We start from the raw sequence: 23,870 nt of genomic DNA, 5'->3' as shown, positions 1-23,870 counted from the left end.
CGTGTCGATGCGAGCTGCGAGCAGTCGCTGAGCTGGCGTGACCTGTGGAATCAGTCATTGATCCGAGCACCCGACAGTAGATAGTCAACCGACCATTCCGCAATCGATACGGGACGCGCGTGCGCTGGGTTCAATGTTGCAAGTAACAATATTTCTGAACGCTACAACCAAGGCACCCCGGCCCGCAGCAACACATTGGCGTACGGCCGGGCCTCACCGGTGCGCACCACGAACCGGCAGGCCCCGATGCGCTCTTTGAAGTCGTCGTGATCGAGCAACTCCGCGTTCAGGCGGCCGCTGAGCAAGGCCGCAGCCTCCGGATTCTGGTCCGCGACGTCACGGCTACCCCAGGCGGCTTCGATGGTGACCTCGCCGAGGATCAGGTCGAGGATCGGCTCGAACCGGGGGAATCCGTAGCTGATGCCCAAGTCGATGACGGGGACGCCGACGGGTGTCGGCAGACCGGAGTCGCTGACGGCGAAGAGGTCGGTATGGCGCAGCGCCGTGAGCGCGGCGAGCAAATCGGCGTGAATGAGTCCGCTGGTGCGCAAGGTTCGGTTCCTTCTCGAAGAGGGTCAGACAAGTGGCTGGGCCACGGGGATGGCCGCGAGCGCCGTGACGATCTGGTCCCCGGTGGGGTAGGAGGCGTGGGTTCCCGGCGTCTGGACGGCGAGCGCACCAGCCGCGGTGGCGTAGGCCACGGCGCCGCCGAGCGGCATGCCATCGGCGAGTGCGGTGGCCAGCGCACCGACGAAGGCATCGCCCGCGCCGGTGGAATCCACCGAATTCACCTGTGGCGCAGCCTGATATCCACCCGCGACCGGTGCCGGAACATCACAGCGATGCGCCCAGACCGACCCGGCGGCGCCCAAGGTGGCGACGACGGATTCCACCCCGCGCAGGCACAGTGAACGGGCCAGGTGGAATGCCTGTTCGGGTGTCCGCGCGGTGGTCCCGGTCAGTGCCGACAGTTCGGATTCGTTGACGATCAGCGGGTGGCAGCGGCGTAGCAGCTCATCCGGCAGCGCCGTCGCCGGCGCGGCATTGAGGACGAACCGGCGCGCCCGCCGCGCGGCCCATTCGACCACGTTCGGCGGCACTTCCAACTGTGCGACAACGACTTCCGCCGTCCGCAGCAAGTCGGCCTCGGCCATGGTGTCGAGTTCGGGTTCGGGTTCCCAGCGGAAGTTGGCGCCGGGATCGACCACGATCTGGTTCTCGCCGTCGGCGACGGTGATATAGGCCGTGCCGGTTCGCGCGTCCCGTACCTCGCGCAGCGCGGTGAGCTCGACACCATACTCGCGCAACGATTTCCGCAATCCGGGATCGGCGTCACGACCGATCCTGCCGATGAATTCGACCCGGCCGCCCGCTCGTGCCGCCGCGACGGCCTGATTGGAACCCTTGCCGCCCAGGTTGGTTCGCGAGCGCAGTGCCAGCACGGTTTCGCCGGGCTGTGGCAGCTGCTCCACCTCACAGACGATGTCCTGGTTGACCGAGCCGAGGACGACAACCGTCACGACTCGGCTCCGTTCGCGGTGACCTCCAGATTGCCGGGTGCGGCACCGGTGATCAGTGCGACCAGCCGGTCACCGTCCACCTCGTCGATCCGATGTGCCGCAACGGATCTGCCGCGCCGCAGCACCACCACGTTGTCACAGATCCGCATGACCTGCGCCAGGTCGTGGCTGATGATCAAAACGGTGATCCCGCGCTCGCGCAGGCCGCGCACCAACTTCTCGACCGCCGCGGTCTCCCGCACGCCGAGTGCGGCGGTCGGCTCGTCCATGATCACCATGGATTTGCCCCAGGCCACCGCGCGGGCGATGGCGATGCTCTGACGCTGACCGCCGCTCATCCGGCGCACGGTGGTGCGCACCGAGGGCACATCGACATCCAGATCGCGCATGATCTCACCGCTGCGGGCGATCATCGCCCTGCGGTTGACGATGCCGAGCGGATATACCAACTCGCGGTTGAGGAACAGGTTCTGCCACACGGCCAGATCATCGATGAGGGCGAGATCCTGATACACGGTCTCGATGCCCATCTTGCGCGCGTCCTCCGGCGAGCGCAGGCGCACCGGTTCTCCTTTGAACAGGATCTGTCCGGTATCCGGTGTCTGCACGCCGGTCAGGCAGCGCACCAATGTCGACTTGCCCGCGCCGTTATCGCCGACCAGCGCGGTGACCTCGCCCTCGGGGATCGTGAGCGAGACCCCGGCCAGCGCCCGCACCGAGTCGAAGGACTTGGTGAGCTCGTGCGCTTCTAGCAATGGAATCGTCATCAGATGTTTGGCGCGGAGACTCCCTCGTTCATGAGGGTGAGCAAGCGCCGTCCTCCTATTCGAGTTCTCGGGTCGGGTTATGTGTCGGTGGTGTCGGCTAGATTCACGGCCATGGAGGAGGTGGTGCGCTACAGCTATCGGCTGCGGCCGGGCCGCGCCGCGCAGGCCGCTTTGCTGGCTGAGTGGCATCGCTGCCGGTTTCTGTGGAACGAGGCTGTCCACCAACAGAAGTCGGGTAACAAGCCGACGTTCGGCACTCTGAGTAAGCTTCTGACCGCCGCTCGCACGGGGAGCGCGTGGTTGCGAGAGGGTTCGCAAGTCGCCCAGCAGCAGACGTTGCGAACGTATGCGCAGGCGCTTGCTCAGTAGTTCACCGTCAAGGGGCGCGGTCGGCCGGTATTCAAATCTCGCAAGACGACCAAGTTGTCGCTGGAGTACACCCAGCGTGGGTTCAGCCTCCGCGACGGGCGGCTGGTGCTGGCAAAGGGCGCGAGCATTCCGGTGGTGTGGTCGCGGGAGTTGCCGTCGGCACCGACCAGCGTGCGTGTCAGTCGTGATGCGCTCGGGCACTGGTACGCCTCGTTCGTCGTGCGCCGCACCGTCGATTCCGCACCGGTGACCGAGGCCGGTATCGGTGTTGACTGGGGTGTGCGTGCCACGGCGACAACCACCGACCCGTCGTTCGATTTGCCCTATCGCGGACATCGTGCGCGCTGTGCCGCCGAACTCGGCCGGTCGCAACGCAAGATGGCAAGACGCCGTGGCACACGCGGCCCGCAGTCGAAGGGGTACCGGCGCGCCGCCCGCGAGGCCACCAAGCTGCACAAGAAAGCCGCACGCCAAACTCAGCACGAGGCACGAGTGTGGGCGAAAAGCGTTGTCGACCATCACGGCTTGATCGCGGTGGAGGACTTCACGCCGAAGTTTCTGGCCAAATCCACCATGGCCCGCAAGGCCGCCGACGCGGCTATCGGAGCGGCGAAGACCGAGCTGATCAACCGTGGCATGCGGGCTGGCCGGAAGGTGGTGTTGGTGCGGCCCGCGTATACGACGATGACGTGTTCGAGGTGTTTCGCGAGAGCCAAGCAGCCCCTCGAACTCGCCGAACGAACCTTCCGGTGCCAGGCATGTGGGTTTACCGCCTGTCGGGACCGCAACGCCGCCGGAGTGATTCTGGCTGTGGCAGAGCGCGGCCACACACGTGTTGACGACGTCAGACAATCCGATCACCTCCCTCGGGTGGCTGGTGGGGTTGCGGTCCGAGCGTGAAATCTCCCGCCCTCGAGCGGAAGAAGCGTTAAGTCGTGGGTCTACTTTCGGAAGCGGGCGATTCCGGCGGCCAGCAGCAGCACCGCGCCGACGGCGACCGGCTGGTAGTACTGCGAGATGCCGAGAATGGTGAACCCGTTGATCAGCGAGGTGAACAGCACCGCACCGCAGACGGTGCCGAGCACCGACGCCTTGCCGCCGGACAGTGACGAACCGCCGAGCACCACCGCGGCGATCGAGCTCAGCAGGTAGGTGGTCTGCAGCGACGGATCCGCGCCGCCGTTGCGGGCGACCAGCATGACACCGGCAATGCCGCACAGCAATCCGGACATGGCGTAGGCGAACAGCCGGATGCGGTTCACCGAGATACCGGTGTCGCGCGCGGCCTCGAGTCGTCCGCCGGTGGCGAGCAGATGGGTGCCGATCCGGGTGCGGAAGATAATGCCCGCCACACCCAGTGCGGCGAGCAGTGCCAGCAGCCAGAACCAGCGCACCGGTCCGATGCCGTCGAGTGCGAGCCGTTGCAGGAAGCGGGAACTCACGGCCTCGGTGTTGCCGTGCGTCAGCAGCAGGGTGATGCCGTTGAGCACGCTCAGCATGCCGAGTGTGACGACGAAATCGGTCATGTGCAGTCGGCCGACCAGCACACCGTTGACGACGCCGACCGCCAGTCCGCTCAGGATCGCGGCCCCGATGGCGACCGCCATCGGGTAGCCGTGGCTGGCCAGATAGCCGAGAACGGCTGCCGCCCATGGCAAGTTGGCGCCGACCGACAGATCGATGCCGCCGACGGTGATCGCGAACTGCTGACCGAGCGCGAGCACGGTGAGGATGGTCGAGGCGACGAGCAGATCGCCGATATTGTCCGCCGTCAGGAAGTTCGGGGTGGCGATGAAGAAAGCCACCCACAAAACGACCAGGGCGAGCGGTGCCGCGAATTCGGCGACCTTGGCGAGGATCTCCGTGCGCCCCTCACGCGCGCGGAGTTCTTCGGTTGCCTCTGCGGTCACTTGTTCAGCAGCCCTTCCACCGGGTTGTCGAAGGCGACGATCGGACGCGGGAACGCCGCGATCTGCTGCTCGACATTGTCCTTGCCGATGAAGGCGATGGGGGAGACCACGCGCTCGGGCAGCTTCTTGCCCTGGTGCTGGGCCAGGCAGCTCTGCACCGCGAGTTGTCCTTCGGCATACGGGTATTGGGTCACCGTGCCGGTCAGGGTGCCCGCCTTGACGGCGTCGAGGGCGGCCTGGATGCCGTCGACGGAGATCACCTTGATCTGACCGGTCCGGCCCGCGTTCTTGATCGCCTGCGCGGCGCCGAGGCCCATGGTGTCGTTGGCGGCGAAGATGCCGGTGATATCCGGATGCGCCTTCAGGATCGCCTCGGTGACCTGCAGCCCCTTGTCCTGCTCGTAGTCGGCGGGCGCCTTCTGGACGATCTCCAGCTTGCCCGTGATCGCTTCGGTGAAGCCCTGATCACGGTTGATGCCGTTCTGCTCGCCCGCGATGCCCTGCAGGATCGCGACCTTTCCGGTGCCGCCGAGCGCCTCGAGCATCTTCTGCCCGGCGATCCGGCCCGCATCGAGATTGTCCGAACCGATGAAGCTCGCATACGACACACCGGCCTGCGCGGAGGCCTTCGCGTCGATCTGGGTGTCGAGATCGAGGATCGGAATGTTCTTGCGCGCCACCGGCGTCAGCGGGGTGATCACATTCGTGGCGTTGACCGGCACCACGCCGAAGCAGTCGTAACCCTGCGCGGCCAGGGTGGAGATCTGGGCGTTCTCACCGTCGGCGTCCGTCTCGGACTGCCCGGCCTGCACCGTGACCTTCACCCCGAGCTTCTGTCCCTCCGCGAGGGCGCCGTCGCGCAACGCAGCCCAGTAGGGGTTGGTGAAGTTCCGGGTGACGATCGCGATCTTGAAGTCGCCGTCGCTCCCGTCCTGTCCACCGCGACCGCAGGCAGCGGCGGCGAGCGCGCCGATGAGGACAAGCGGCGCCATTGCACGCCTGAATCGAGCATTCATCGTGAGTTCGACCTATCCATCTCAGGTATCAACTCGTGTTGATCAACGCGAGTTGATGAGTAGTGTGTGACCCGAGTCACCGGCTGTCAAGTACTTGTGCGGAGTGCTTGGATGGACGCCTCGGAGCAAGGAGAGATTTCGGATGGTAGTCACACGAGCCGACGTGGCGCGGCTGGCCGGTACCTCACCGGCGCTGGTGAGCTATGTGCTCAATGGCGGCCCGCGCCAGGTCGCGCCCGCGACCAAGGCTCGGATCGAGGCGGCCATCGCCGAACTCGGCTACCGGCCGAATATGTCCGCGCGCAGCCTGCGGATGAACCGCGGGCACGCACTGGGCCTGGTGATTCCGGACGGCGCGAACCCGTTCTTCGCCGAACTCTCGGCGGTCATCGAGGCGGCCGCCTTCGCGCGGGGGTACCCGCTGTTTGTCGGCAATGCCGCCGGTGACCCGGAACGTGAACGCGCCTATGTGCGCACCTTCATCGATCGCAGAGTCGAAGGGCTGCTCGCGATTTCGTCATCCTGGGAGACCGGCGTCGCCGACGCCTGCGAGGAGGCGGGCATGGTGCTGGTCGCGCTGGACCGCGTCATCGATCCGGCGCGTTGCGCGCACGTCATGTGCGATTCGGTCGCGGGTGCGGAACAGGCCGTCGCCCATCTCATCGGTCACGGCCACCGCGAAATCGCCTGCCTGAGTGGCCCGCACGTGTCCACCGCCGAGGACCGCGTGCAGGGCTACCGAAATGCACTGGCCGCCGCAGGACTTGCCGAAGGACGTATCGTGCGAACGGATTTCGGCGGTGCCGCGGGCTACCGCGCACTGACCGATCTCATGGCCGACTCGCCCCGCCCCACAGCGATTTTCGTCACCAGCGACCTGCAGGCAATGGGTATGCTCCGCGCCGCCTACGACGCCGGGCTACGGGTACCCGATGACCTCGCGGTGGTCGCCTTCGACGGCATCGAATACTCCCGCTACACCCGCCCAGGCCTGACCACCATGGTCCAGCCCACCCGTCTCATGGGCGAGACAGCCATCGACCTGCTGCTACAACAACTCGACGACCACACACCCCGTCCCGGAGTGGTGAACCTCGGAGCGGTACTTCACACCAGAGGTTCGTGCGGCTGTCCCGACGAGTTCTGAATACACCTGTGGCGGCTGGATCCTTTTCAGGCTGCGTCAGTGTGGTGGCTGGTGAAGTTCACTCGGGTGTCGTCGGCATCGAGAGCGATGTTCAGTGTGGCATCGAGAGCGTCGGCGAGTTTGGCGAGTAGAGGGAGGGTCGGCACGGTGTCAGAGCCTTCGATCCGCGAGATTTCGGCTTGGGTGAGGCCAGCACGTTCGGCGAGGTCGGCCTGGGTAAGTCCGAGTTCGGTCCGGCGCTCGTAGACGGCTTGGGCCAGCGCCATGGAGAGCCGGATTTCGCGGCGTGCATCGGTGACGTCGTCGGGTTCGGAGTCGCCCTCGGGGAGTTTGCGTTCCCGGAGGGTCTTCCAGCGTGCGTGGCTCATCGGTCCAGTTCTCCCTTCTCGATCATGCGGACGAATTCTTCATGGGCGGGTTCGTGTTCGGCCTGGCAGGTCTGTTGCGCGAGCTTCACGTTTAACCTCGGCGTCTTCGCGCATCTTGGTTTTGCGGAACACTGTGTCGTGAATGCGGACATCGTGGGCCGCCCATCGGCTGCGGAACTCCTCGCTGCGAGTGGCGAGCTCGCCGACGAGGTTGCCCGCTGCAGGCTAGTGCCATACATTTTCGCGGGAAGCCGCCGCAGCCAATCGCTGGGGCGCGATTCAACGCGTTGTCTTGGCCATCTCGTCCATCATCGGTGAATCGGGAAACGGCTGGTCTTGCCCGATCACTCGCCAGCCCCAGGACTCGTACGCGCTTCTGGCTGGATTGCCAACTCGGACGAGTAGATAGGCCAACGGCTCCGGGCGCCCGGATAGCAACGCATCGTGGATGATTCGTGCGTATCCGTGTCCCTGATTGTCGGGGTGAACGGCGAACTCTCGGAACATGTACACCGGCCCAGACGTTTCACCCGCGAGTTCGGGGTAGACGCGTATGGTCTTGTCCCAGACGGCTTGTGGGCGGCCGAATCGGGTCCCGAATGCGTAACCGGCCATCCGGCCGCCAACTCGTCCGGCGACAAGCTCGAAACTTGGGATGGGTGCGTACAGTTCCTCCAACCGCTCCCAGAACTTCGCGGGGCTGTACCACGGGTCGGCTTGCTGGTCCCGGTGTGAGGCGAGATACACCGCCTTGAGTTCGTCAGCCAGTGCCATCGTTCCGGCAGCGTCGTGTCGCTCGATCTTCAACGGGCCGTTATCGCCGTCGTCCTTCATTGCTCGATTGCCCGCTGCGCACCGAGGGCATCGTCACGCAGGAGTTCATGCAGCTCGCGGGCTGTCGGTATGCGCCGTTGGTCAGGTGGCACGGCGGCAAGCACCTGCTTTCCCAAACCCATAACGAAACGCGTACGGTGCTCGTTCGGGAGTACATCCAAAGTCGTTGTCGCGTAAGCCGTTCCCGCGCTCAAGTCGCCGCTACGCACCTGACATAGCGCGCGCTGCAACTCAATCTGCACAGGTCCGCGACGACTATTCGGCGGGTACAGAGCAAGCGCCGCTGACTGCGCTTTCTCGGCCTTTTCGGTCTCACCGAGCTGGGAGTACACGAAGCTCTCCGCGAACCTGACTCGTTCCTCAGGGTAAGCCCAGCAGTGCCAGCCGTGATCGTTCGTCACTGCGGCAGGTAACTCGGCGAACGTCTCCCGCAGCGCAGTCAACGACACCTCGGCATCGTCAGCGTTGCCGAGTATTGCGTGCGACTGCGCGCGAGCGGCGAGCAGACTCGGACGCCCGATAACCGGGCCGTTGGCAATGAGGTGGTCAGCTTCTGCGATGTTCTCGATGATGACATGCGGGGACTCGCCGTCATAGATGGCGCGGATCGCCTTGCGACCTCGCACGTATGCCATCGCGTGCAGATCTCCCGAAAGGTCAGCTGCCTTGCGTGCTGTGCGCCACCAGCGCATAGCCTCACGCCGCTGTCCACAGTCACCGATCGCTTGCGCCATGTACTGACTCAGCAAAGCACCGATTTTGTACAACTCCCGCTTCGCCCCGTCACCCGCTGACATGCTCAGCGCCATCTGCAGGCCCAGCACATCTACCAATAGCATTTCGTGCAGTTCGGCCGAAGTGTGCGTGACGTATGCGGATCCGTATTCGCGTACTGCCTCGCGCCAGTCGTCCAGATCGACCGACACCCCATCCGACATCGCGCGGTTGAGTCCATGCCGTGCTGATTCCAAGCCGAGTACCGCGCCCACGCCAGCGGCTGACGCGCTGAGTAGGAAGGTCCGGCGGAGCACGTCATCAACGTCTTTCCCTGCGCTCGGCAGGAACATCGGCGGGTCATTCGCATCTGCCCCCATGCTAACCACACCGCTGCCGCGTTCGGCGGGCCGAAAACCGAGTTCAGCATCCGTCGCGACACCCAGGACTGCCCGCAGCCCCGCGCGGAAATCAGCGCTCGGCCAGCGGAAGACACCGCGTTCCAGCTTGCCCACGTAATTGCCGGAGAGCTGGATAACTCGTCCGGTCTGGCGATACACCCAAGCATTCACCGCGTCCGCGAGTTCGGCCCGGTTCAGCGGATGCCCGGTCGTCGCGGAGCGGATCCGAGTCCGCGCGGCGCTCAGCTGGTGATTCGGTTCGGACACGTCCCCCCGTCCCCTCGTTCGGCCACTTCCTCGAATCATTCCACCTTGACCGCGCGACCACCGCGAACTTGTGCGCTCTCCCTCGAACCTCCCTCAAACCTCCCCCTTCCCGGCGTTCCCAGACCATCGCGTCAGGGCGGAGTCTGACAGGGCACTCGACGCCGAGCGGTACCGACTTTCGTCCCAGTACTTGGACCTAGCAGCGCCCTTTAGCGGTGCCGAATGCCTCCACCGTCGAGTGCCGATGAATCGAATTGCGCAGCGGAGCGAACGCGAAAGGGGTCGCGATGTTGAACCCGGAACAACAACTACCGCGCCGGACACCGCTCGTCGGACCGCCCGCCCCCGTTGCTGTCGACTTCCCCGCCGCCGTGGTCGAGCGCTTCGCGGAAGCCCTACGCGAATGGACACCACCCAAACCGACCGACATCGAGCAGAACGACCAAGGGGTCTAATCCGATGAACCACACACCATTTGGCGATACTGCGTTGTCCCGCTGTCACTTCTACAGGCGGGTGTGCGATCTGCCAGCGACCGTCGACCCGCCGCACCTCGGCCGGATCACCATGAAGGCCGAGCACGTGTGGGCGCTCATACTCCCCGCTCATCTCGGCCAAGCGGTGAAAACCTATATGCAACAACATGGTTCGGACCTCGGGCCGATACTGTCGCATCCACGGTCGAACCGGTGGACACTGCTCGTGCGGCCGGACATCCCCGACGATGTGCCCCTGTTCGCCGAGTTGTTCCGCCTGAACGTGTCAGTCGTGCGCACCGGTGGCACCGTCGCGTTGCCGTCACCGGTCGACAAAGGCGCACAGTTCCGGCGCTGGATCGAACCACCCCGATGCACATTCCGGCCATCCGGCCGTGTCGTCATTGATGCGATACGCGCGTGCTCAGCACCGTATCGGCCCGTGCAGCGGAGGGCCACTCATGTCGGAATGTGATGGCGGGCCTTGGAATCGAACTTTCAATGCGCGGAGCAGGAGGCATCAACCCGTTGGCAGTCAAGGCGATTGGTGTCATCTCGCTCGATATGAGTGGCGTGCACCGGCTACGGGATCAACGCGTCATCACAGATTTGGCGCACCGACGCGGCTATACCCTGGCGGGGCTAGTCACGATCGGCAACGACACGTTCATGCTGACGACGCTTATCGCGGTGACGGCGCGTGGGAAGGATGCGGCTGCGGTCATCGCGCCGAGTATGGCCCACTTCCACGGTCACACATGGGCTATCGCTGTGGCGTGCGATGTGATCACCCCGACCAAGTTCGTGGCCTACACCGGTACCGGCCGAGCACAGGAATCGCGTCATGAGTGACCAGCTTTCGCCGCTGCCGAGTGATCCCGATGTTCATCTGTCAGTGTTCCTGCATGGTGCGCGATTCGACTTTACCGCTTGCCTCACCGCCGCGTTGGAGTTTGTGCGCGATCATCGAGAGCATCACTATTCCGACGCCGTGAACGTAATCCCCGGCGACCCGAGCGGGCTACCTCGGCTGCCCAATGAACGCTTGTATCTGGAACGCTGAGCCGGAGACACGACCAGGTTCCGTCCGCAATTCAAGAAGGAGTAGCGATGGGTAGGTTCGAGCAGTACACGGCCGCTGAGCGGCGGCAGATGGACAAGGACCAGCAAGACCCGCGCTGGCTGGCGTGGCTGACACGAATGAACGAACAGTTGGACCGGTTCCTGAATGAAACGTTTCCGGACATGCCCAACAACCCGTGGACCGTGGAAGGGTTGCGACAGGCCGAGCAAGCAGCCCTTGAGCGATTCCCCACCGATGAGGCAGTCGCGCTCCCCGAGAACATCGACGTGGCCGACCAGTTCTACCGATTCTTCGGTGAGGTATTTCGGCGAAACTTCGAGGGCGAATGGTACAACGTGCCGGACTTTGACACCGAGACAAGGGCATTGGGGTTCGGGCCGGTAGTAAGTCGTCCGTTCAACGAAAACTATTTGGATGTCGTCCCCTTGCTGACAACTGCTGTCTACCGTCGTGAGGGCGATCTCTTCGCGTCGATATTTGGCTACTCACAAGAGGACTATGCCGAATGGCAGGCGGCTGGACGCCTGCCCTTGAAAGAGTGGATCGAAATCCGTGACAAGGATTAGCGTTCACGATCTGTCAGCTATGGGGGGATCATCGTGGACGGTGACGATGATGAGCGATATCAACGTTACAAGGCACTGAAGACGGCTGCGGGTAAAGAGCCTCGCGAGTACCGGGATTGGCAGGTTGCCAGCGGCAAGTGGGCGAAATCCCGGGATTTCGGAAACCAGTTCCGCGACGGCATGTGTCAGGAACTCGGCCGGACTGTTGAACGAGGCTGGGTTACGGAGTCATATTATCGAACGAGGGACGGCAAGCGCTTTCACGACTCCGCGATAATTCGAGGCCGTCATGCAATGGAATTCAAGGCCGGGAACATCGGCCGTGAAGCGCTCGATCAGTTGAAGAAGGACCGCCACGCGCTTCGCGACGGCTGGACGATCGAGTGGTACACGGTTGAGGGCGCGAAGGTCGACAAGGAAGTCCAGGAGAAAATACGCGAACTTCAATCTCGATTTCCGGAGAGATTCCGCATCATCACGGTCACGCGTGAACAGATGATGCGGGAGAGGAAGCAAGGCCAGCGCAAACCTCTGCCGACGCGGCGCGGGAACGAGCGAAACATCAACAGCGCGAACGTGAACGCTCCGAACGCGAACGTGAGGGCCGACACCGAGGCGACTAGCGCTGGAAACATCGATCCGCCACTTTGTCGGATTCGGCTACCCAACCCTGGAACCTTGCGCCGGGGGAGCCTGCCCGGGTCACGTCGCGAGATGTGGGGGAATCCGAACAGTCCCGCGAGATCTGTTGTGCCGCAGTCGTGATGACATTATGTAGGAGCCCGGCATCCCAACCAGTGAAGATCCAAAACATGTCTCCCACCGCGGCTTCCACAGTTTGCGATGCACATGCGATTGGTCGTTGCATGCTGCGGCGATCGCCTGGGGATTCGGGTTTATTGCTGGGAGCAAACCCGCCGACGGCCGTGCGGCCGTCGGCGGGGCGAGGGACAGTTATCCGCAGTGGACTCCGAATTCTTCCCAGAGGTCGTCCTTGATGCGGCCGCCCCAGTCGATGCATTTGCCTTCGGCTTCGACCTTCGCGTACGCGTAGTCGGTGAAGGTGCGGTCGTCGTTTATGACCACCTGGGAGTGGTCCTTCGACTGCCGCACGGCGGCGCCCATCGAGATCGGCTCGCCCGGCTTGTCCCGCACGGTGACCACACAGTTGGTCCTACCGTTGTAGGTGAGAAAGACTGTGCCGCCTTTCAATTCGTGCGAGTCGATCACCTTGAAGCCTTCACCACACTGGCCGTCATATGTTGCCGCGGACGCAGTGGCTGGCAGGAATACCGCCATCCCGGCAGTGATCCCGAATGCGGCCGCTAACACGGCGATCGGCTTCTTGGCGTTGAACAAGGTTGAACCCTTTCGTCTTTCATGTGACAGCTAGCGTTCGGTCTTTTACCCCGCCCGCGCTGCGCCGAAACTTGGGCTGTCGGCACGCCGAAGCTACGGCGGCCGTTGATGACTGGGTATTTGCGGCCTCCCAGATCTGGGAGGCCTTGCACCGCATGAGGGGCCGGTCGTGGTGGCTGGAGATCGTGATCAGTTCTGGGAGTGCGGCATTCGGCAAACCGCTGGTGGTAGCCGACCGCAGGTGAGCACTTTCTCGACCGGGCCGTGCGGACAGGCGTGTCACACCCGAACGGGGACGGGTTCCGCGGTGGCGGTGGGCTCGGAGAAGTCCGGGGTCCGGCCCGCCGGAATGGTCGCGGAGATCGCGGCGCCGAGGACGGCGACACCGCAGCCGATCAGCAGAGCGACCCGGAATCCGTTTTCGGTCGGAATGGCGTGCCCGCCCATCGAGACGGTCATCTGGGCGAGTACCGCGCCGATCACGGCGGCCGCGGCGGAGGTGCCGACCGAGCGCATCAGGGTGTTGAAGCTGTTGGCGGCGGCGGTTTCCGATACCGGGACCGCGCCCATGATGAGGGCGGGCATGGCGCCGTAGGCGAAACCGGTTCCCGCGCTGATGATCACGGTCACGGCCAGCATGCCCCAGGTGGAACCCATCAGTGCCATGGAGGCGGCATAGCCGAATGCGATGATCAGGCATCCGGTGACCAGGGTGAACTTGGGACCGCGGGCGGCGGAGAGCTTGGCGCCCACCGGCGAGATCAGCATCATGACGACACCCGCGGGCGCCATCCACAGACCCATCGCCATCATCGACTGGCCGAGGCCGTAACCGGTGGCGGTGGGCAGTTGCAGCAGTTGCGGCATGACCAGCGACTGGGAGTACATGGCGATACCGACGACGACCGAGGCGGCATTGGTCAGCAGCACCTGCGGACGTGCGGTCACGCGCAGATCGACCAGCGGCGCATCATTGCGCAGCTCCCACCAACCCCAGGCCAGCAGCAAGACCACGGCGGCGACGAACAAGCCGAGGATTCCGGCACTGGTCCAGCCCCATGCGGCGCCCTTCGAGATGGCGAGCAGCAGCGATACGAGTGCGGCGCCGAGGCCGATCGCCCCGAGTGCGTCGAAACGTCCGGCGGCGCCGCTGTTCGGGGTATCCGGGATGATCGCGAAGATCAGCACACCGACCAGCGCGGCAAGCGCGGCCGAGCCCCAGAACAGCACCCGCCAGTTGCTGTATTCGATAACCGCCGCGGACAGCGGCAGGCCCATGGCGGCGCCGATACCCAGCGACGAACTGATCAGTGCGATGGCAGCGCCCAACCGCTGCGGCGGCAGCAGATCACGCAGTGCGCTGATGCCAAGCGGAATGATGCCGACGCCAGCGCCCTGCAGGCCGCGGCCGATGATCATCGGCACGATCGAGGTCGCGACGGCGCAGACGAGCGAACCGGCGACCAGCGGCACGATCGAGGCGAGCAGGATCCTTCGCTTGCCGTAGAGGTCGCCGAGTCGTCCGGCGACCGGAGTGATCACGGCGCCGACGAGCAGAGTGATCGTGACCACCCAGGTGGCGTTGGACGAGGTGGTGTGCAGCAGCTGCGGTAGCTCACCGAGCAGCGGCATAACGAGTGTCGCCATCAACGAGGCGACGATGCCTGCGGTGGCCAGCACGGCGAGGACGCCGCCTGGCCGGGTAGCGGGGGCTGGGGTTTTCACGCGCGTCTCCGAATCGGTCGAAATCAGCGGAAGTATGTTGAGCGCATGCTATGTGCTCTATGCACACTGTATGGCATATACATGCTATGTGCTAGTTGCACATTATGTGTGTGACGCACATCGCGTGGTATACCTGGTGCTACGGAATCCAGGCGCAGGTCGGCGCGGATCGGCAGAAGGACCCCGAAATGGACAAAACCCTCGACAAGATCGAGTTCGAGACCATGCTGTTCGGCCGGTACAGCCTTGCCTCCCGGCAGCTCGGCGGGCGTCGGCTCGATCGCAACACGTATACGTTGCTCAATCGGCTGCGCGTGGCAGGCCCGATGACGCTTGGGCAGCTGAGCGAGGCGGTGGGTCAGGATGTGTCGACGTTGAACCGGCGGACCGCGGCCATGGTGCGCGACGATGTAGTGGAACGCATCCCGGATCCGGATGGCGGCATGGCCCGCAAATTCCGCATTACCGCCGAAGGCGAACGGCAACTCGACCGCGAACGCGACGAATCGCTGCAAACCCTGGCGACGATCCTCGCGGACTGGTCACCACAGGACGCGGCCGCCTTCGCCGATTACCTGCAGCGTTTCAATATCGACATCGAGCGCTATCTCGGCCGTCCCTGGCCGCGCCCGTAGTCGTCAGATCGCGGTGCCGATGTCCCGGGAGACCAGGTGGTCGAGGGCTCGCTCCGCGACGGCGGCGATCGTCATCGACGGATTGCAGGCCGCGGCGTTACCCGGCAGGAGCGCGCCGTCGACCACATAGAGACCGCGCTGACCCAGGACCCGCCCGTCGAGATCGCAGACCGATCCCATGCTCGCGCCGCCGAGGGCATGCCAGGTGGACGGGAACAGCGCGTTGGTATCCACCAAAACGCTTGTCGGACCGGCGATTCGGCGCACGGTCGGATCGATGTGATTGTTCTGGATGCTCGCGTCGCCGTTCTTCGGCCACTGCAGGATCGCGTCGTCGGTCGCCGAATCGTAGACGAACCGGCCGCGGTCCGCGCTGACGCCGTATCCGACCAGCATGGTGCTCTTCGGGTCCATCTGCATCGGCGGTATGGAGGCCTGGATGACGGTGAACGCGGCCTGCGGATCGTCCCAGTTCTTACTTCCGTAGACGACGGGACCGCCCTGTGCCGCACCGAAATCGGAGATGGGGTCGGTCCATACGTAGATCCGGTCGGCATTGGTGCCCCACTGCTGGCCCAGCCCATCGGGCAGGTCCGGAATCTTTCCCTTCGCCCCGGCCCGCACCAGCAGCTTGGTGGTGTTCAGGCTGCCCGCCGACAGCACCAGGGCATTGGCGGTGATGATCTTGTTTTCCAGGACATTGCCGGAGGCGTCGAGCCGCTCGACGTACACGATCCAGCGGCCGTCGGGGCCGCGTTCGACATCGGTGACCTGGTGCAGCGTCTGCACCTCTACCCGTCCGGTCGCCTCGGCCGCGGCGATGTAGGTGACATCGACCGAATGCTTACCGCCGTTGTTCACGCCCATCGCGCCGTCGCCGTTGGTGTACGACGGCTTCATTTCACCGCGCAGCTCGGCCAGTGCGTAGTTCCAGTCGATGGGCATCGGAATCTTCGACAGCGGCAGTCCGGCCTGGCGCACATGATCACCGAATACGCGTGCGGCCGTGTAGTTCCGGTCCGCGATCAATTCGTCGGGTGCCACCGCGAGCCCGAGCATGCGCGCCACCCTCGGGTAATGAACCCGATCCATGGTCGTCCAGTCGAGTTCCTCTGGCAGATTCGCATCGAAGACCGGCTGGGTGGGCTGTAGCGACATGCCCTGGTAGATCAGCGAGCCGCCGCCGAGGCCCGCGGCGCACAGGGCGGTCATATTCGTTCCGGGTACAGCCTCGACCAGGCCGGTATACGGTTCGAAAACCAGTGGTGCACCGAATAGTGTCGGGCTGGACCGGTACCAGAGCACCCGCTTGTCCAGGGCCGATGCGCGGGGGAAGGTCTCCGCATTCGGCCCGGTCGGCCAGCGCATCCCGCGTTCGAGCAGCAGCACCGGCACGCCAGCCTGGGCCAAGCGCAGCGCGGTCACGCCGCCGCCGAATCCGGATCCGACCACCACGACCCGGCGCTCCTCCCGGGTGAGCGGGACGCTGTTGACCCGTGCGGCGATGCCGTGCGTCGGGCTGGTGGTTCGTGAGCCGAGTATGGCGACGCCAGCCGCCGCGGTTGCGGTCAACAGGGTCCGGCGGGTGATCACCGACATGCGCGTCCTCACTCACATCCGGACTGTGTTGTCCGGATTGCTCGACAGTTTGCTGGAGACTGTCGGTCGAGTCAAGCGGTAGCGTTGGGTGGATGACAGCGTCGCGCCGACCGAACCCGGGACCCAAAGCAGCGGCTGGAAACCGGGCGGCTCTGATTCGCGCGGCTCGAACTGTATTCGCGGAGAACGGTTTCGACGCACCGCTGAGTTTGATCGCGCGCGCCGCAGGTGTCGGACAGGGTGTGCTGTACCGGCATTTTCCGACCAGGGAGAGCATGGCGCTGGCGGTATTCGAGGAGAATATCGTCGAGTTGGAAGTGCTTGCCGCCGACCCCGCGACCACGGTCCGGGACGTGCTGGCTCTCATCGTCGATCAGCTGAACGCGTCCGCGGCCTTCATCGCCATGATCTATCCGTCGAACACCGAGGACGAGCAGTTGCTCGGTGCGGCATGGCGGCTACTCGGCCTCATCGCCCAGAAACTCGACGACCCGCGTCAACGCGGCGATATTCGCGCCGATGTCACGGCAATGGACGTCGTATTAGCGGTGGCGATGCTGGCGGCCGTGCTAGCCAAGACGGACCCGAAATCCAGGCGGGCCACATCCCGGCAGGCGTGGGCGATATTGGAGCGTGGGCTGCGCGCGTGATCTGCGGGTACGGTCTCTAGCATGAGCAAGGCGATAGTTGAGCTGTCTCATCCGATCTCGGACGGCATGCTCACCTATCCCGGTCTGCCTGGACCGCGAGTCACCACACACATCGCACGTGACCGGTCGGCGCTGATCGATATGACCTACGAAATCGCGCGCGTGGATACCGTCGGCATTGCGGGGACATATATCGACGCGCCCTCGCACTTCCATGCCGACGGCGCCGATATCGCCGAGCTGCCGCTGGAACGGCTGTTCAACGTGCCGATCGTCATGATCCGCGCGATGGGAATCCGCGTAGTCGGGCCGGATGTGCTCGGCGACCCGGCCCGGCTGTGGGGCAAGGCGGTGCTCGTGCATACCGGATGGTCGGCGCGATGGGGATCGTCGGAGTATCTCGGCCCCGGTCATCCGTTCTTGGTCGGCGAGGTCGCCGATGCACTGGTCGCCGCCAATGTGGCACTGGTCGGCATCGACTCGCTCGACATCGACGACACGTCCCTGCCGACGCGGCCGTGCCACCACACGCTGCTCGGGGCGGGAATCCCGATCATCGAGCAGTTGACGAACCTGGACGTGGTCCCCGACACCGGTGCCAGGCTGGTCGCGCTCCCGGCGCCGGTGCGTGGGATGGGCTCGTTTCCGCTGCGCGCGGTCGCCTGGACCGATTCGTCAGTATTTGGGTGAGGTCGGCGGCCGGTACGCCGGATCGACCAGGCGCATGCCCGCGATGTCATTGCGATTGTGCCACTGCGGCAAGGCTTTCCAGCGATAATGGAGGCGCTCGAGTGCGTCGGTATCGAGTTGGACGCCGAGGCCGGGTGCGTCAGGGACGGTGACGGCGCCCTCTTCGAAGCCGATTGGTTCGGCGATCACATCCTCGGGCTGCCATGGGTAATGGGTGTCGCAGGCGTAGGTCAACTCGGGGACGGTGGCGGCCACGTGGGTCATTGCCGCGAGGCTGATTCCGAGGTGGGTATTGGAGTGCATCGAAACGCCTCTGCCGTAGGCGTGGCAGACGGCGGCCAGGTCGCGAGTGGCGAACAGTCCACCCCAGAAGTGATGGTCGGACAGCACGATCTGGACGGCATCGAGATCGAAAGCGGGACGGACTTCTTCGATCGAGGTGACGATCATATTGGTGGCCAACGGCATGCCGGTGCGGCGGTGCACTTCGGCCATATCCTCGCGGCGGGCGGTCGGGTCTTCCAGGTATTCGACGACACCCGAAAGTTGTTCGGCGACAGTCGTTGCGCTGCTCAGCGACCAACCGCCGTTGGGATCCAGCCGCAGCGGATGATCCGGAAATGCCTTGGCCAATGCCTCGATCGCGGCGACTTCCTCCTCGGGCGGGAATACGCCGCCCTTGAGTTTGAACGAGCGGAATCCGCCATGGGCGGCGAACTTCTCGGCCAAGCGGACGACGCCGTCGGGATCGATGACCTCGCCCCAGTCGTCGGTCGGCGCGTCGGGGAACGGATGGTCGGCCCACTTGTAGAACAGGTAGCCGGAATAGTCGACCCGGTCGCGGACCTTGCCGCCGAGCAAGGCGTGTACAGGTAGGCCGAGTTCGTGACCGTGGGCGTCGAGTGCGGCGGATTCGAAGGCCGATATCACGCTGAGCCGGACCTTGTCGGTGGTCAGGGTGCCGCGCAGTCCGCCCGCGATCGGGTTGTCGATCAGCACCTCCGCGGTGGTGTTCGCGCCGAGCAGGCGGACGGCGTTGACCGCGGCGACCGGCATGCCGATCAGCTGTGGGGCGAGCTCGGCCGCGCGATCGAGGTAGACGCGGTCGCCATAGGTTTCGCCGAGACCGCAAGCGCCGCTGTCGGTTTCGATCTCGACGATCAGGCGCGGCGTATACGGCTGGTGCACGCCACCGACATTGAGCAGGGGAGCGTCGGCGATGAGGATCGGGGTCAGTCGGACATCGGTGATAACGGGGGACATATCAGTCTCGCTTTCCGTCGACGCGGCGCGGCAGCCGCCACGGGTTGGCCTCGCGCAGGGCGGGTGGGAGCAGTCGATCCGGGAAGCCCTGCCAGGCGATCGGCCGCTGGAAGCGGGCGATGGCTGCGGTGCCCACCGACGTGGTTGTCGGGGCAGTGGTGGCCGGATATGGGCCGCCGTGCTGTTGGGCCCAGCTGACGGTGACGCCGGTGGGCCAGTCGTTCCACAGCAGTCGGCCCGCGAGAGCGGTAAGGGCGGGCAGGAGGGGGCGCACGTCGTCGATCTCGGAGTCCTCCGCAACGATCGTCGCGGTGAGTCCGGGCTCGAGTTCGCGCAGAACCTGTTGCAACTCGATGAGATTCGCATATTCGACGACAAGCGCCGCCGGGCCGAAGCATTCCGCCTGCAGGGCCGCACCGCCTGACCGGAAATCGGTGGCGCGCACGCTCAGCAAGGTCGGTGCGAGCAGATCGTCGGGCGCCGAAAGGGCAGTGACTGTGGAATTTTCGCGCAGGGTGGTGACGCGCGATCGGAAGCCGTCGGCGATGTGCTCGTTGAGTAGCGGCCTTTGTGGCACAGCCGCTACCGCGGTGGTCAGCGCGTCGGTGAGTCCGTGCTCCGATGGCAACAGCAGCACACCGGGTTTGGTGCAGAACTGTCCGGCACCGAGGGTGAACGATCCGACGAACCCCTCGACGATCTGTTGTCCGCGCGCGCGAATCGCGCCGGGCAGTACCACTACCGGATTGACGCTGCCGAGTTCGCCGTAGAACGGGATCGGGCGCGGTCGTGACGATGCGATATCGAACAATGCGCGGCCACCCGCCAGGGAACCGGTGAACGATGCGGCGGCGATATCCGGATGGCGCAGAGCGGTAGTGCCCGCTTCGACGCCGTGGACGACTGCGAAGGTGCCTTCTGGTGCCCCGGCCGCTGTCAGCGCTTCGCGCACGATCGCGCCGGTCCGTTCGGACAGCCGTGGGTGGCCCGGATGTGCTTTGAGGACAACAGGACAGCCCGCGGCCAGTGCCGAGGCGGTATCGCCGCCCGCGATGCTGAACGCGAACGGGAAGTTGCTCGCGGCGAAAACGAGTGCCGGGCCGATCGGTACGAGGCTGCGCCGGATATCGGGTCGCGGTCCCATCGGCCAGCTCGGATCGGCGTGATCCACGGTGGCGGCGAGGAATTCGCCATCGCCGAGCACTTCGGCGAACAGTCGCAGCTGAAAGGTGGTGCGGGTCAATTCGCCACGCAGGCGCGGCGTTTCGGGCAGATGGGTCTCGGCCGCGGCGAGCGGTACGAGTTCATCGGCGGCGGCATCGAGGGCGTCGGCGATCCGGGTGAGCCACCGCGCGCGTTCGGTGGGTGTGGTGTCGGCGAGGCGGCCTGCGGCGTCGGTCGCGGCGGCGATGATCCGCTCGAGTTCGTCGAGGTCGGTGTCCATGAAATCCTCCCGAAGGTTGTGGCTGTTCATGCGATCGTGGCGACCAGTGCGGTCAGTTCGGCGAGCTCGGGCGCGGTGAGATCGGTCAGGGGCGGCCGCACCGGCCCGGCCGGGTGACCGATTGCGGTCAGTCCGGCCTTGACGATCGACACCGCATAACCGGGAGCGCGGTCACGGATATCGAGATAGGGGATGACGAAGTCGCGTAACCGCCGGTAGACCTCGTCGCGGTCACGGGCCCGCACGGCGCGGTAGAAGTCGAGCGCGAACTCCGGCACGAAGTTGAAGATCGCGGAAGAGTATGTGGTGACACCCATTTCGGAATAGGGCAGGGCGAAGGTCTCCGCGGTCGGCAGCCCGCCGATGTAGGTGAGCCGGTCGCCGAGCCGGGCATAGATGCGCGTCATAGTCTCGATGTTGCCGACACCGTCCTTGAACCCGACCAGGTTCGGGCAGCGATCGGCCATCCTGGCCAAGGTCACGTCATTGCATGTGGCGTTGGCGCGGCTGTAGAAGATGACGCCGAGCGAGGTGGCGGCGCAGATGGCCGCGACATGTTCGACAAGCCCGTCCGGTCCGGCCTCGGTGAGATACGGCGGCATGAGCAGAATGCCTTCGGCCCCAGCGGCTTCGGCGGAGCGGGCCTGTTCGATCGCCGCGGCAGTGCCCGCGGTGGCTGGTGCGACAACTGGGATCCGTCCGCCGGTTTCAGCGACCGCGGCGCGCACCACCTGACCGATTTCGGGTGGCGTCAGCGAGAAACCCTCACCCGTACCGCCCGCGGCGAACAGACCCGCCACCTCGTATCGGGAGAGCCAGGCAATGTGCTTTCGATAGGCGGCCTCGTCGAAGACCAACTCGGCATCGAAATGCGTGACGGGGAAGGACAGTAGCCCGCGGCCCAGTGCGGGGCCCAACTCGTCGGCGGACAGATGGGACATATCGATCCTTTCAAGGAGCGGGCGGCAGCGAATCGAGCAGTTCGATGACTCGGTGCAGCGCCGGATTGGCGCAGTCACCTCGCCAGATCGCGTGCAGGACAACGGGATCCTCGACGCCGATGAGCGGGCGGAACCGCACGCCGTCGGGATGCAGATGGGTGGAGGTTTCCGGTACGAGGGCCAGGCCGCGTCCGGCGGCCACCAGCGCGAGCATGGTGTGCACCTGGGTGAGTTCATGGGTGGCGGTGTATGGCACGGCGGCGAGGATGCCGGAGACCAGATCGGCGAAATAGCGAGCCGGGCCCGGCGCGTACACCAGCAGGGTTTCGCCGCCCAGTTCCTCGATCGCGATCGGACCGTTCCCGGCCAGCTTGTGCTGCTCCGGCACGGCCAGAATCAAACCTTCGGAATGCACCAGCCGCGAATCGAATTCGGTGCGGTCGAACGGCGGGCGGGCCAGCGCCAGATCGAGGCTGCCGCTGCGCAGGTTCTCGAACTGGTCGGAACTCACCATCTCGCGCAGCACGATCTCGACCTGGTCGAGTCCGGCCTCGATGTGATTGAGGAACCGCCCGAGGAACCCGAAACCCGACGCCGCGGTGAACCCGATCCGCACCGTGCCCGCCCCGCCCGCGGCGACCAGGCGGGCGGTGCCCGGCGCGGCACCGGCCAGTGCCAGCAGACGGCGGGCCTCGGTCAGGAAAACCTCCCCGGCCGGGGTCAGTTGGACTTGCCGCTGGGTGCGGTCGAACAGTTCCACGCCGATATCGCGTTCGAGCTTCTGGATCTGGCGGCTGAGCGGCGGCTGCGTCATCCGCAGACGTTCGGCCGCCCGTCGGAAATTACCCTCCTCGGCCACCGTGACGAAGCCGCGGACCTGCTCCAGCGACAGCATCGACATCGTTCTCCTCCTGCGTTGTGGCGTGCATTCCGCCTTGCCCGCAGATTGCGCTCTCCGCAGGCTATGACTCGCTACTGATACTCGTCCAACGCCAATTCGGCATCAACCAATACCTTCAAGGTATTTATTGGAGGGCGACGATCTCGACCCAGTTGGGATCGCGACCGACCGCGAGCCGCTGTCGTGGGGTGAGCGAGCCGGTCGCGGGATCGATGGCGTAGCTGGTGACGGCATCAGATTTCTGCCCCGCGACCACCAGGAACCGCCCGCTCGGATCGATGGCGAATCCGCGCGGCTGGGCCTCGGTGGGGGTGTGTCCGACCGGATCGAGCAGTCCGGTTGCCGGGTCGATGCGAAATCCGGTGATCGTGCTCGAAGTCCGTTCGGCCACATACAGATAGCGGCCGTCGGGTGTGCCGCGCAGCTCCGAAGTCCAGGGCGGCCCTCCGGACTCCGGCGGCCGCACCGCCGCCGACGCGATGAGAGTCAATGTGCCCGTGCAGGATTCGAAGCGGTAACTGTTCACGGTGCCGTCCAGCTCATTCGTCACGAAGGCGAACGCGCCGGACGGATGGAACACGGGGTGACGTGGACCAGCGCCGGGTGCTGTCTCGACCTGGGGCGGCTCATTCGGCGTGAGCCGCCCGGTTTCGGCATCGAAGCGATACTGCAGAATCGCATCACCGCCGAGCGCTGCCGCGAACAGATACCGGTTCGACGGGTCGGTGAGTATCGAATGCGCATGCGGCGGTGTCGATTCCACCGCGATCGGCGGTCCGATGCCGCCATCGGATGCGATCGGATTGACGGCGATCTTGTCACCCGAATACGAAGCGCTCAGCAGATAACGCCCGCTTCGATCCGTAGCGAGATAGGCCATATTGTCCGGCAACGGCGCAGACGGCAGTGGTGTCAACCGCCCCGTTGCCGGATGTCTGGCGAATACCGCCACCGCGAACGGCGCCGAGCGCAGTGATGCGTAGAGGTACCGGTGGTCCGGGCTCATCGCCAAAGGCATCACCGTACCGTCCACTGCCTGCGACTCGACGAGCGTCAGCGCACCCTCGTCGTCGAGTCGCAGCACCGAGATTTCGCGACTGTCGGCATTCGAGACATAGGCCACGCTCATGCGGTTTTACCGCTGACCCGGGCCCGCAGCTCCAACTCGATCTGCTCCAGACTGCGACCATTTGTCTCCGGCACGAACCGCTGCACCAGCATGAA

Annotated in this window: 26 protein-coding genes and 2 pseudogenes; 11 read left to right on the top strand and 17 right to left on the bottom strand. The window is 65.1% G+C overall.

What is annotated here, in order from left to right:
• Positions 1 to 161: 161 nt before the first annotated feature.
• The 3 genes from rbsD to NP3_RS04040 are packed head-to-tail and all read right to left on the bottom strand — an operon-like array spanning position 162 to position 2,287.
• Positions 162 to 551 (bottom strand): D-ribose pyranase, encoded by a 390-nt coding sequence (gene rbsD, locus NP3_RS04050; protein ID WP_063037878.1) that lies wholly within the window; start codon positions 549 to 551, stop codon positions 162 to 164.
• Positions 552 to 575: 24 nt separating this feature from the next.
• Positions 576 to 1,520, bottom strand: coding sequence for a ribokinase (locus NP3_RS04045; RefSeq protein ID WP_063037876.1), 945 nt, complete (start codon positions 1,518 to 1,520; stop codon positions 576 to 578).
• Entirely contained in the window at positions 1,517 to 2,287 is a 771-nt protein-coding gene (locus NP3_RS04040; RefSeq protein WP_084508111.1) for an ATP-binding cassette domain-containing protein, read from the bottom strand. Before NP3_RS04040 ends, NP3_RS04045 begins: the two co-directional genes overlap by 4 nt.
• A gap of 111 nt (positions 2,288 to 2,398) precedes the next feature.
• Between NP3_RS04040 and NP3_RS50250 the strand changes: the two genes are divergently transcribed.
• A complete protein-coding gene (locus NP3_RS50250) occupies positions 2,399 to 2,656 on the top strand; it encodes a hypothetical protein (protein WP_245720803.1) in 258 nt (85 codons plus the stop codon).
• Between the two features lie 27 nt (positions 2,657 to 2,683).
• Positions 2,684 to 3,556, top strand: a pseudogene (locus NP3_RS04035) (RNA-guided endonuclease InsQ/TnpB family protein); the annotation flags it as partial.
• Between the two features lie 41 nt (positions 3,557 to 3,597).
• Here NP3_RS04035 and NP3_RS04030 read toward each other — a convergent pair.
• Together NP3_RS04030 and NP3_RS04025 are read right to left on the bottom strand one after the other, a co-directional pair.
• The gene (locus NP3_RS04030) at positions 3,598 to 4,566 is read right to left on the bottom strand and encodes an ABC transporter permease (RefSeq protein WP_245720801.1); all 969 of its coding nucleotides are present in this window, start codon (positions 4,564 to 4,566) and stop codon (positions 3,598 to 3,600) included.
• Positions 4,563 to 5,558, bottom strand: a complete 996-nt coding sequence (locus NP3_RS04025; protein WP_245720800.1) for a sugar ABC transporter substrate-binding protein — start codon at positions 5,556 to 5,558, stop codon at positions 4,563 to 4,565. The genes NP3_RS04030 and NP3_RS04025 overlap by 4 nt, the downstream gene beginning before the upstream one ends.
• A 166-nt stretch (positions 5,559 to 5,724) precedes the next feature.
• Here NP3_RS04025 and NP3_RS04020 point away from each other — a divergent pair, with 166 nt between their 5' ends.
• Positions 5,725 to 6,729: a LacI family DNA-binding transcriptional regulator gene (locus NP3_RS04020; protein WP_063037871.1), complete on the top strand. Its 1,005-nt coding sequence runs from the start codon at positions 5,725 to 5,727 to the stop codon at positions 6,727 to 6,729.
• Between the two features lie 26 nt (positions 6,730 to 6,755).
• Here the strand turns inward: NP3_RS04020 and NP3_RS04015 are convergent, their stop codons facing one another.
• The 4 genes and pseudogenes from NP3_RS04015 to NP3_RS04005 all read right to left on the bottom strand — a co-directional run bounded on the left by NP3_RS04015 (position 6,756) and on the right by NP3_RS04005 (position 9,313).
• Positions 6,756 to 7,097 (bottom strand): helix-turn-helix domain-containing protein, encoded by a 342-nt coding sequence (locus NP3_RS04015; RefSeq protein ID WP_063037869.1) that lies wholly within the window; start codon positions 7,095 to 7,097, stop codon positions 6,756 to 6,758.
• Between the two features lie 120 nt (positions 7,098 to 7,217).
• Positions 7,218 to 7,322 (bottom strand): annotated as a pseudogene (locus NP3_RS51785) (MmyB family transcriptional regulator); the annotation flags it as partial.
• 54 nt (positions 7,323 to 7,376) lie between these two features.
• Positions 7,377 to 7,931: a GNAT family N-acetyltransferase gene (locus NP3_RS04010; RefSeq protein WP_063037867.1), complete on the bottom strand. Its 555-nt coding sequence runs from the start codon at positions 7,929 to 7,931 to the stop codon at positions 7,377 to 7,379.
• Entirely contained in the window at positions 7,928 to 9,313 is a 1,386-nt protein-coding gene (locus NP3_RS04005) for an NsdA family TPR-like regulatory protein (RefSeq protein ID WP_063037865.1), read from the bottom strand. The genes NP3_RS04010 and NP3_RS04005 overlap by 4 nt, the downstream gene beginning before the upstream one ends.
• Before the next feature lie 287 nt (positions 9,314 to 9,600).
• Between NP3_RS04005 and NP3_RS47600 the strand changes: the two genes are divergently transcribed.
• The 5 genes from NP3_RS47600 to NP3_RS47595 all read left to right on the top strand — a co-directional run bounded on the left by NP3_RS47600 (position 9,601) and on the right by NP3_RS47595 (position 12,204).
• Entirely contained in the window at positions 9,601 to 9,768 is a 168-nt protein-coding gene (locus NP3_RS47600; RefSeq protein ID WP_157124066.1) for a hypothetical protein, read from the top strand.
• 441 nt (positions 9,769 to 10,209) lie between these two features.
• Positions 10,210 to 10,641, top strand: coding sequence for a hypothetical protein (locus tag NP3_RS03995; RefSeq protein ID WP_157124064.1), 432 nt, complete (start codon positions 10,210 to 10,212; stop codon positions 10,639 to 10,641).
• A complete protein-coding gene (locus NP3_RS03990; RefSeq protein WP_063037861.1) occupies positions 10,634 to 10,852 on the top strand; it encodes a hypothetical protein in 219 nt (72 codons plus the stop codon). The genes NP3_RS03995 and NP3_RS03990 overlap by 8 nt, the downstream gene beginning before the upstream one ends.
• A gap of 47 nt (positions 10,853 to 10,899) precedes the next feature.
• Positions 10,900 to 11,439: a hypothetical protein gene (locus NP3_RS03985; RefSeq protein WP_063037859.1), complete on the top strand. Its 540-nt coding sequence runs from the start codon at positions 10,900 to 10,902 to the stop codon at positions 11,437 to 11,439.
• A 33-nt stretch (positions 11,440 to 11,472) separates the two neighbouring features.
• Positions 11,473 to 12,204 (top strand): hypothetical protein, encoded by a 732-nt coding sequence (locus NP3_RS47595; RefSeq protein ID WP_157124063.1) that lies wholly within the window; start codon positions 11,473 to 11,475, stop codon positions 12,202 to 12,204.
• A 189-nt stretch (positions 12,205 to 12,393) separates the two neighbouring features.
• On the opposite strand, the gene NP3_RS03975 is transcribed toward NP3_RS47595, so the two are convergent.
• Positions 12,394 to 12,798, bottom strand: a complete 405-nt coding sequence (locus NP3_RS03975; RefSeq protein WP_063037855.1) for a hypothetical protein — start codon at positions 12,796 to 12,798, stop codon at positions 12,394 to 12,396.
• Between the two features lie 279 nt (positions 12,799 to 13,077).
• Positions 13,078 to 14,523, bottom strand: a complete 1,446-nt coding sequence (locus tag NP3_RS03970; RefSeq protein WP_063037854.1) for an MFS transporter — start codon at positions 14,521 to 14,523, stop codon at positions 13,078 to 13,080.
• 110 nt (positions 14,524 to 14,633) lie between these two features.
• Between NP3_RS03970 and NP3_RS03965 the strand changes: the two genes are divergently transcribed.
• Positions 14,634 to 15,158: a MarR family winged helix-turn-helix transcriptional regulator gene (locus tag NP3_RS03965; protein WP_307676533.1), complete on the top strand. Its 525-nt coding sequence runs from the start codon at positions 14,634 to 14,636 to the stop codon at positions 15,156 to 15,158.
• A 3-nt stretch (positions 15,159 to 15,161) separates the two neighbouring features.
• Here the strand turns inward: NP3_RS03965 and NP3_RS03960 are convergent, their stop codons facing one another.
• Positions 15,162 to 16,757, bottom strand: coding sequence for a GMC oxidoreductase (locus NP3_RS03960; RefSeq protein ID WP_063037852.1), 1,596 nt, complete (start codon positions 16,755 to 16,757; stop codon positions 15,162 to 15,164).
• 92 nt (positions 16,758 to 16,849) lie between these two features.
• Between NP3_RS03960 and NP3_RS03955 the strand changes: the two genes are divergently transcribed.
• Together NP3_RS03955 and NP3_RS03950 are read left to right on the top strand one after the other, a co-directional pair.
• A complete protein-coding gene (locus NP3_RS03955) occupies positions 16,850 to 17,407 on the top strand; it encodes a TetR family transcriptional regulator (RefSeq protein WP_063037850.1) in 558 nt (185 codons plus the stop codon).
• Between the two features lie 21 nt (positions 17,408 to 17,428).
• Positions 17,429 to 18,097, top strand: coding sequence for a cyclase family protein (locus NP3_RS03950; RefSeq protein WP_063037848.1), 669 nt, complete (start codon positions 17,429 to 17,431; stop codon positions 18,095 to 18,097).
• Here the strand turns inward: NP3_RS03950 and NP3_RS03945 are convergent.
• From NP3_RS03945 to NP3_RS03925, 5 genes are all read right to left on the bottom strand, one after another.
• A complete protein-coding gene (locus NP3_RS03945) occupies positions 18,083 to 19,360 on the bottom strand; it encodes a glucarate dehydratase family protein (protein WP_063037846.1) in 1,278 nt (425 codons plus the stop codon). The genes NP3_RS03950 and NP3_RS03945 overlap by 15 nt on opposite strands.
• A 1-nt stretch (position 19,361) precedes the next feature.
• On the bottom strand, positions 19,362 to 20,804 hold the full coding sequence (locus tag NP3_RS03940) for an aldehyde dehydrogenase (NADP(+)) (RefSeq protein WP_063038201.1): 1,443 nt from the start codon (positions 20,802 to 20,804) through the stop codon (positions 19,362 to 19,364).
• Positions 20,805 to 20,830: 26 nt separating this feature from the next.
• On the bottom strand, positions 20,831 to 21,745 hold the full coding sequence (kdgD, locus tag NP3_RS03935) for a 5-dehydro-4-deoxyglucarate dehydratase (RefSeq protein WP_063037844.1): 915 nt from the start codon (positions 21,743 to 21,745) through the stop codon (positions 20,831 to 20,833).
• A gap of 10 nt (positions 21,746 to 21,755) precedes the next feature.
• Entirely contained in the window at positions 21,756 to 22,646 is an 891-nt protein-coding gene (locus NP3_RS03930) for a LysR family transcriptional regulator (protein ID WP_307676529.1), read from the bottom strand.
• Positions 22,647 to 22,770: 124 nt separating this feature from the next.
• Positions 22,771 to 23,775: a lactonase family protein gene (locus NP3_RS03925; RefSeq protein WP_063037842.1), complete on the bottom strand. Its 1,005-nt coding sequence runs from the start codon at positions 23,773 to 23,775 to the stop codon at positions 22,771 to 22,773.
• Positions 23,776 to 23,870: the final 95 nt, after the last annotated feature.

This window comes from Nocardia pseudovaccinii NBRC 100343 (genome assembly GCF_001613225.1).
GTDB classification, from domain to species: Bacteria; Actinomycetota; Actinomycetes; order Mycobacteriales; family Mycobacteriaceae; genus Nocardia; species Nocardia pseudovaccinii.
The sequence above is the reverse complement of the archived record's forward strand: the minus strand, read 5'-3'. Positions and strand labels throughout refer to the sequence as shown.